This is a genomic window from Sphingomonas sp. (genome assembly GCF_035758555.1).
Classification (GTDB): domain Bacteria; phylum Pseudomonadota; class Alphaproteobacteria; order Sphingomonadales; family Sphingomonadaceae; genus Sphingomonas_B.
Genome location: NZ_DASTXI010000176.1, coordinates 1 through 7292, shown reverse-complemented (window position 1 = coordinate 7292; position 7292 = coordinate 1). Strand labels below are relative to the sequence as shown.

Sequence of the window (7292 nt, the reverse complement as noted above, 5' to 3'; positions counted from 1 at the left end):
CGTAGCGCAGCGCGACCGCGAAATGGGTCGGGTTGGTGAGCACGACATGCGCGCTCTGCACCGACTTGCGCGCGCTCTGCTTGAAGATCTCGTGCATTCGGCGGCGCTGCGCGCCTTTCGCTTCGGGCGAGCCTTCGGCTTCCTTGTGCTCGTCCTTGATCTCCTGCTTGCTCATCTTGAGCTTGCCCAGCAGGCGGATGAGCTGCACCGGCACGTCGATACCGGCAATCAGCAACAAGCCGCCGGACATCGCCAGCAGCAGCAGGATCAGCCGCCAGCCGAGCGCGGCGACGCTGCCTTCCACATCCCCCGCGACCAGGCCGAGCGACTCCTGCCGCATCGACCACAGCATCCAGATGCCGATCGCGCCGAGCAGCACGACCTTCATCAGCCCTTTGCCGAGCTCGATCCAGCCGTGCATGCCGAAGATGCGCTTCAGGCCGGCGCCCGGATTGATGCGCGATCCCTTGAATCCGATCAGCTTCGACTGGAAGCTGATGCCGCCAAGGCCGGCCTGGCTCAGCACCGACACGCCGATGCTGACCGCGAACAGCATCACCATCGACGGCGCGAGCGTCAGCCCGACGCTCAGGATCGGGCGCAGCGGCTGGAAATCCTCGACGTCGGCACGGCCGAAGTGCAGGCTTTCGCGCATCACTGCCTTCAGCGCCCCGATCAGCGCCGGGCCGGACAGCGCCAGCCACAGCACGCCGGCCAGCACGACGGCGGCGGCGGTCAGCTCGCGGCTGCGGAGGACCTGGCCGTCCTCGGCAGCCTTTTGCTTTCGCTTGGGCGTCGGCGCTTCTGTCTTTTCGGCGAACTCCTCGGCCATCAGTCGAGCACCAGATTGGCCGTGGCGGCTAGCGCTTCACGGATGATCAGGCCCATCGCATCGCCCATTGCGGGGAATGCGATTGCGAGCGCGACCAGCCCGGTCGCGAGGCTCGCCGGCAGGCCGATCGCAAACAGGTTCAGCGCCGGCGCGGAGCGCGAGATCATGCCGACGATGATGTTGAGGCACAGGATGATGAAGCCCACCGGCAACGCCAGCAACAGGCCGGACGCGAAGGCGTAGCTGCCGAACAGCGCGATCGCCTTCAGTTTCTCCGCCGACAGCCAGGCGTCGCCCGGCGGCAGCACGTGATAGCTGCGCACCACCAGGTCGACCAGGACGAGATGTCCGTCGAGCGCCAGGAACAGCAGGGTCATCACGATCGACAGGAATTGGCCCAGTGCCGGGGTCGGCACGCCGCGCTGCGGATCGACGGTCGATGCGAAGCCCAGGCCCATCGTGCTGCCGATCGCCTCGCTCGCCACCAGCGGCCCGGCAAAAGCGATCTGCAGAATGAAGCCGAGGGCGAGGCCGACCAAAGCTTCCTGCGCGACCTGCAGGAACGTCTCCAGCGAGAACACGGCGCTGGGCGTCGCGACCGCGGCGTTGTTGACGACCAGGATACCGATCGCGGCGGCCAGCACGATCCTGACCGGCAGCGGCACGGAAACCGCGCCGAATACCGGCGCGGCGATGAACGCCGCCCCGATCCGCACCATCACGAAGATCAGCGCGAACAGGGCCGGTTCGACAGAGGGCAGGCCGAGGCCCAGCACGTCTATCTGACCAGATCGGGAATGCGGTCGAAGATCGAGATCGTGAAGTCGGACAAGAGGCCCATGATCATACTGCCGAAGATCACCAGCGAGATGCCGACGACCGCGAGCTTGGGGACGAAGGTCAGCGTCGCCTCGTTGATCGAGGTCGCCGCCTGGACCATGCCGAGTAGCAGGCCGGCAAGCAGCGCCGGGATCAGCACCGGCAGCGTCGCCAGCGCCAGCACCCACAGCGCTTCGCGCCCGACCCCGATGAAGTACGATGCGTCCATCTCTAACGATCCTGCTACCTGCGGCCGTTCGTTTCGAGCGAAGTCGAGAAACGGTTGGCGTGAAACTGTCGCTTCTCGACTGCGCTCGAAGCGAACGGTGTTGCCGGCGTCATGACGTCAACTCACGAAGCTGTTGGCGAGCGAGCCCATGGTCAGCGCCCAGCCGTCGACGAGCACGAATAGCAGCAGCTTGAAGGGCAGCGAAATGATCGTCGGCGAAAGCATCATCATGCCGAGCGCCATCAGCACGCTGGCGACAACCAGGTCGATGACGAGGAACGGCAGGAAGATCAGGAAGCCGATCTGGAACGCCGTCTTCAGCTCCGAGGTGACGAAGGCCGGCAGCGCGATCGAGAAGGGCACGTCATTGGGGCTCGCGAACGGGCCCTGCTTGGCGATGCCCGCGAACATCTGCACGTCCTTCACGCGCGTCTGTTTCATCATGAAGCCGTGCAGCACGTTGCCGCTGCGCGAGATCAGCTCGCTCGCCTGGATCTGGCCGGCGGCATAGGGCTTGATCGCCTCTGCATTCACGCGGTTCAGCACCGGCGACATCACGAACAGGGTCAGGAACAGCGACAGGCCGACCAGCACCTGGTTGGGCGGCGTCTGCTGGAGCCCGAGCGCCTGGCGCAGGATCGACAGCACGATGATGATGCGGGTGAAGCTGGTCATCATCAGCAGCAGCGACGGCAGCACCGTCAGCAGCGACATGATGATGAGCACCTGCAGGCTCAGCGACAGCGGCGCACCGCTGCCCGAAGTGCCGCCGATCTGGCTCAGCGCGCGGTCGAGCGCTTCGGGCGCACCCGGCTGGGCCGCGGGTGCCGCCGCCGGCGCTGCCTGGGCCAAGGCTGGCGTTGCGATGAAAATCCCGAGGAGAATCGCAGCGACCATCGCCACGAAAATCACCGCCCGTCCCGAGCGAAGTCGAGGGGCGCCTGCACGAACTTGGAAGCTGCGCCCCTCGACTGCGCTCGGGACGCGCGAGCCGGGGAGGCGAACAGAAACAGAGGTCACGGGCGCCCTTCCACCTTGTCGACCAGCTGGACGCCGCCGCGGCCGACCGAGACCAGCAGCTTGCGGCCTTCGAATTCGATCACGGCCAGGCGCAGGCCCGGCGAAATCATCATGCTTTCCTTGATCGCGATCGCGCGCGTGCCCTGGTTGCCGGGCAGCTTCTGTTCGAGCTTGCGCCAGGCCCAGAGGCACGCGACCAGCAGGCCGCAGACGAGCGGCAGCAGCAGCGCGAGCTTGAGGAGATAGGTTCCGATCACAGCGGCGTCGCACCCGCGGGCGGCTGGGACTGGTCGGCCAGCTCGGTGATGCGGATGCCGAAGCGCTCGCCGACCGTCACGACCTCGCCGCGGCCGATCAGGGTGCCGTTGACCAGCACGTCGAGCAGCTCGTTGGCATAGCGGTCGAGCTCGATCACGCTCGATTCGCCGAGCGCGAGCAGCTCGCGCAGCTTCAGGCTGGTGCCGCCGACCTCGACCGAAAGGCGGACGTCGACATCCTGCAACAGGCGGAAATTGGCGGCGATGCCAAGATCCTTGGGCAGGCCGGTATGGCTCATGTCACTCATTCAGGAATCCTCGTCCTCGAGCGGTTCGATGCGATGCACACGGATCGCGGCGCGGCCGTTGGAGGCCCCGACCGCGCCGCGCGCGAAACGGTTGTTGGAGACCAGCAGCGGGATTTCCGGCCCGAAGCTGATCGGGATGATGTCGCCGGGCTTCAGCGTCATCAGCTGGGCCAGCGGGATCACCGGCTCGGCCAGCACGGAACGAACCGGCAGCTTCACGTTCATGACCGCGCGGGCGAGACTGCCGGTCCAGGTGGGGTCGGCGGCCTGGCGGCGCGACTGGACCTTGGACGACAGGATCGATGCGATCGGCTTCAGCGACGCCGCCGGGTAAAGCAGGTCGATCTCGATCGGCCGCGCTTCCCCCGCCATCAGGGTGAAGCGGGTGCGGACGACCCGGTCCTCGCCGTCGATATGCGACAGCATCGCCGGATTGGCCTCGGTGCGGCCCGGCTGGAACGCGATCTCGGCCAGCTCGCCCCAAGCGCCGGACAGGCGCTCGGCGAAGCCGGCGGCGATGCGCGCGATCATCGCTTCGGCGGTCGGCGTGAACTCGGCCGGCAGCGGGTTGGGCGGAAGGCCCGGCCCGCCGAAATAAAGGTCGACCAGGCGGAAGGTCAGCGCGCCGTCCAGCACCAGCATCGCCTGGCCGGACAGCGGCGCCATGCCGATCATCGTGACGCTGCTGAGCGCCTGGCCGCGGCCGTTCAGATAGCCGTCGAACCGCTCGACCGCGATGGCCTCGGCGGAAACCTTGACGGCCTGTCGCAGCAGCGGCTCGAACAGGGTCCTGAGCGAGCGCGCGAGATGCTGGTTGACCTGCGCCAGCGCCTGAAGGTCGCCAAGCGGATTGGCCGCAGCGCTGCCCAGCACCGGCGCGTGCTGCGCCGGTGCCCGCCCGGAAGCGGCACCCTCAACGGGTTTGGTGGAAGCGGCCTTAACCATGCTTCGCTACTGAACAATGAAATTGGTAAAGTAGACGTTAGCGACGCCCCCAAAACCTTCCTTTTCCTTCAGAACGCCGTTGATCGCCTGCACCAGCCGGCGCTGCAGATCCTTCTTTCCGTCGGTGGTGAAGATCTGCTCCTCGTCGGTGTCGGCGAGCGTCATCAGCACCGCCGAACGGACGGCGAGCTCGTGCGCCTGCAGGTGCTCGATCACCTTTTCGTCATAGGGCGTCGAGACGGCGAGGCCGACCTGGATCAGGTGCACGCTGTCCTTCAGGTTGGAGGTGAACTCCTTCTCCATCTGGAAATAGCTCGATTCGTACTTCGGGCCCTCGGCCGATTCGCCGCCGCCGCCATGGCCGCCTTCCTCGCCTTCCTTCTTGGCGGGCTTGGAGCCTTTGGGCAGCAGCTTCGGCAGGTCCTTGCCCTCGGGCTCGGCCGCCTTGGCGCCGCCGCCGATCATGCCGGACGAGGCAAGAAAGATGCCGCCGCCGACGCCGGCTCCGGTCAGGATCAGCGCGGCGAGAATCGTGATGAGCCCCTTCTTCCCCTTTTTCTTCTTCGGGGCGGCGGCTTCCGGAGTGGCTGCAGTGGCCATGGTCGTCAGGCTTTCTGTGGCTGGGAGTGGATCAGGCGATCAGGTCGCCATCGGGTTGCGAATCGGGAGTCGCCGAACCGGGCGCCGCCGGGCGCGGTCGCGACGGGGGCGCCGGCTGCTGATCGGGTGCATGGCGGCGATCGTGCGAATCGGCACTGCCGAAGCCGGTCTGGGCAAAGCGGATGCCGCGCGCTTCGGCGAGCTCGTGCAGCTTGGGCGCGGCGTCGCTCAACAACAGGCGCGCCTGCGGCGTCTCGGCATTGAGGGTCACGTGCAGCCGGTCCTGGCGCTGCTCGATCTTGACGTCGACCGGGCCGAGCGCATCGGGGACGAGGCGGATCTGCGCGTCGCGGTTGCCGCCTTCGGCCTGCGGCATCTCGGCGATGCGGTCGATCATCGCCTGCATCCATTCGGCGCGGCCGGTGTCGACGATCGGCCGATGCACGGGCGCGAAGCTCGGATGCAGCGGCGCGGGTTGCGAAGAGGCTATCTGATGAGCCGGCGCAGCGCTCGCGGGCAGCGGAGCGGAGTCGGGCCCATCGGACGAGGCACGATCGTCGCGCTCGCCCACCGCCGCCTTGACCAGCTGGGCGATGTCGCGGGCGACGTCGGGCGGAAGCGTGAAGCTGTTGGGCAGCGACGCCGGCGCGGCGGCCTGGGGCTGAGGCTGAACCTGGGGCTGAAGCTGAGGCGTCGCCGGTTGCGGCGTTTGAGGCGCTGCAGGCGCAGTTTCGTCGCCGAGCTTCGGCGTGTCGGGCAATGCCTGCGGAATCGTCACGACCGCCGGACCGACCGACGGCGGCACAGAAGCGTGCGGAGTCCCTGCTTCGCTTTCTGCTTCGGACGCCGGATCGGCCGGCTGCGGCGGAGGCGGCGTCCAGACCAGTGGCGCGAACGCGGGGGCGGGTGGCGGCGCAGGCGCGTCAGCCGCCTGGGCGGGCACGGGGTCCGCGGACGCCGGCTTGTCGGCCTGCACCGGCGGCGCGGCGGGATCGGCCGCGGGCATGTCCGGAGTCTCTTGGGGAGGAAGCTGGATCGGAGCCGGACCGGCAATCTTCCCATGCGGCCCGCCGGGCATGCCCTTGCGCCAGATTTCGAGGCCGCAAGCGACCGGACCGGGATCGACGATCGGCGCGTCGACCGGAATGCTCGGATCGGGCTCCGGCGAAGCTCCGGACGTCTTTTGACCCTCGCCGTCACCAGCCGACGGAACAACCGGAATGACCGCCGCATCAGGCGCAGTGGGGACGGTGCCGGTCGCGCCGACCATCACCGCCTCGATATCGATATCCGGCAAAGGCACGGGGTCACCGGCAATATCTGGCCGCTGGGGCGGCAAATTCGTGCCGAGCGGCGGCGAAGCGTCGAGCGTAAACCCTTGCCCCAGCCCGTCGATCACGCTGGCGAATGCAGGCGCGACCGTCCCGTCGATCGCCGCGATCGGGTTCGCGGCGACCGGCGAGAGGCCGGTGAGCAGGGTCGGAACCCCGGGCAAGGAGATGTTGAGCGACGGCATCAGCCGTCCTTCAGCAAGGACCGTGCCAGCGCACGTGCATGATGCGGCGCATTTTCCAGCGCCTTCCGCGCCGCCGCCGCCTGGATTTCCAGCTCGCGCTCGATCAGCTTTTCGACGACGCCGTGATCGCGCTTGGCGGTATTGGCGGCATCGCGCGCCTGATCGAGCTGCTCGTGCGCGACCTGAACGCGCCGCTGCGCCTCGACCTGGCTCTTGGCGAGCCGATCGCGGTAATGCGCGGCGGCGAACAGGCTCAATCCTTGGTCGTTGCCCTTGCGCGGCGCGACGTCCTGATGGAGCGACGCGATACGCGCGGCCAGCGCCGACGCGCTCGACGCGCGTTCGGCCGCGGCCGCCTGTTCGGCGCGGGCAAGGTCGAGCTGGAGCGAGCGGACGCGGAGCATCCGTCCGAGCCGCTTCGCGTCCCTGGCCATCAGCCGTCGCCGAAGATGCCGACCAGCTCGGCGGCCGCTTCATCCAGCGACACCGCGCTGTCGGCGTCCTGCCGGATATAATCGAGGATCGCGGGATGATAGGCGAGCGCCTGGTCGATCTGCGGATCGGCGCCGCCGCGATAGGCGCCCATCAGGATCAGGTCTCGGTTTTCCTCATAAGTCGCGAGGTGACGGCGGAGCACGCGCGCGGCGGCGATGTGCTCCGGCGGGGCGATGTCGGTCATCACGCGGCTGACCGACGGGCCGAGATCGATGGCAGGATAGACCGCGCGTTCGGCCAGGCTGCGCGACAAGACGATATGGCCGTCGAG

General features: G+C 67.9%; 10 protein-coding genes and 1 pseudogene. All 11 read right to left on the bottom strand.

The window, feature by feature from the left end:
- Window positions 1-832 (bottom strand): EscU/YscU/HrcU family type III secretion system export apparatus switch protein (locus tag VFT73_RS10360; RefSeq protein ID WP_326410669.1); only part of this gene is annotated, 832 nt, incomplete at its 3' end.
- Window positions 832-1608, bottom strand: a complete 777-nt coding sequence (gene fliR / locus VFT73_RS10355; protein ID WP_326410667.1) for a flagellar biosynthetic protein FliR — start codon at window positions 1606-1608, stop codon at window positions 832-834. The genes fliR and VFT73_RS10360, both read right to left, overlap by 1 nt.
- A 2-nt stretch (window positions 1609-1610) precedes the next feature.
- Complete coding sequence (locus VFT73_RS10350; protein ID WP_326410665.1) at window positions 1611-1880, bottom strand: flagellar biosynthetic protein FliQ; 270 nt, start codon at window positions 1878-1880, stop codon at window positions 1611-1613.
- Window positions 1881-1997: 117 nt separating this feature from the next.
- Complete coding sequence (fliP, locus tag VFT73_RS10345; RefSeq protein ID WP_326410671.1) at window positions 1998-2777, bottom strand: flagellar type III secretion system pore protein FliP; 780 nt, start codon at window positions 2775-2777, stop codon at window positions 1998-2000.
- Window positions 2778-2896: 119 nt separating this feature from the next.
- A complete protein-coding gene (locus tag VFT73_RS10340) occupies window positions 2897-3157 on the bottom strand; it encodes a flagellar biosynthetic protein FliO (protein ID WP_326410663.1) in 261 nt (86 codons plus the stop codon).
- Window positions 3154-3465 carry a flagellar motor switch protein FliN gene (gene fliN / locus VFT73_RS10335; RefSeq protein WP_326410661.1) on the bottom strand — a complete coding sequence of 104 codons (312 nt, stop codon included), beginning with the start codon at window positions 3463-3465 and terminating at the stop codon, window positions 3154-3156. Before fliN ends, VFT73_RS10340 begins: the two co-directional genes overlap by 4 nt.
- Window positions 3466-4410: a flagellar motor switch protein FliM gene (locus tag VFT73_RS10330; RefSeq protein ID WP_326410659.1), complete on the bottom strand. Its 945-nt coding sequence runs from the start codon at window positions 4408-4410 to the stop codon at window positions 3466-3468.
- Window positions 4411-4416: 6 nt separating this feature from the next.
- Window positions 4417-5010: a flagellar basal body-associated FliL family protein gene (locus VFT73_RS10325; RefSeq protein ID WP_326410656.1), complete on the bottom strand. Its 594-nt coding sequence runs from the start codon at window positions 5008-5010 to the stop codon at window positions 4417-4419.
- Between the two features lie 31 nt (window positions 5011-5041).
- On the bottom strand, window positions 5042-6526 hold the full coding sequence (locus VFT73_RS10320) for a flagellar hook-length control protein FliK (RefSeq protein ID WP_326410654.1): 1485 nt from the start codon (window positions 6524-6526) through the stop codon (window positions 5042-5044).
- Entirely contained in the window at window positions 6526-6960 is a 435-nt protein-coding gene (locus VFT73_RS10315; protein ID WP_326410652.1) for a hypothetical protein, read from the bottom strand. The genes VFT73_RS10320 and VFT73_RS10315 overlap by 1 nt, the downstream gene beginning before the upstream one ends.
- Window positions 6960-7292, bottom strand: a pseudogene (gene fliI, locus VFT73_RS10310) (flagellum-specific ATP synthase FliI); the annotation flags it as partial. The gene VFT73_RS10315 and the pseudogene fliI, both read right to left, overlap by 1 nt.

Bases quoted from the DNA above. Each gene is read 5' to 3' on its own strand.
- VFT73_RS10350 (WP_326410665.1), bottom strand. From the start codon at position 1,880: ATGGACGCATCGTACTTCATCGGGGTCGGGCGCGAAGCGCTGTGGGTG.
- fliP (WP_326410671.1), bottom strand. From the start codon at position 2,777: ATGGTCGCTGCGATTCTCCTCGGGATTTTCATCGCAACGCCAGCCTTG.
- fliN (WP_326410661.1), bottom strand. From the start codon at position 3,465: ATGAGTGACATGAGCCATACCGGCCTGCCCAAGGATCTTGGCATCGCC.
- VFT73_RS10330 (WP_326410659.1), bottom strand. From the start codon at position 4,410: ATGGTTAAGGCCGCTTCCACCAAACCCGTTGAGGGTGCCGCTTCCGGG.
- VFT73_RS10325 (WP_326410656.1), bottom strand. From the start codon at position 5,010: ATGGCCACTGCAGCCACTCCGGAAGCCGCCGCCCCGAAGAAGAAAAAG.
- VFT73_RS10320 (WP_326410654.1), bottom strand. From the start codon at position 6,526: ATGCCGTCGCTCAACATCTCCTTGCCCGGGGTTCCGACCCTGCTCACC.
- VFT73_RS10315 (WP_326410652.1), bottom strand. From the start codon at position 6,960: ATGGCCAGGGACGCGAAGCGGCTCGGACGGATGCTCCGCGTCCGCTCG.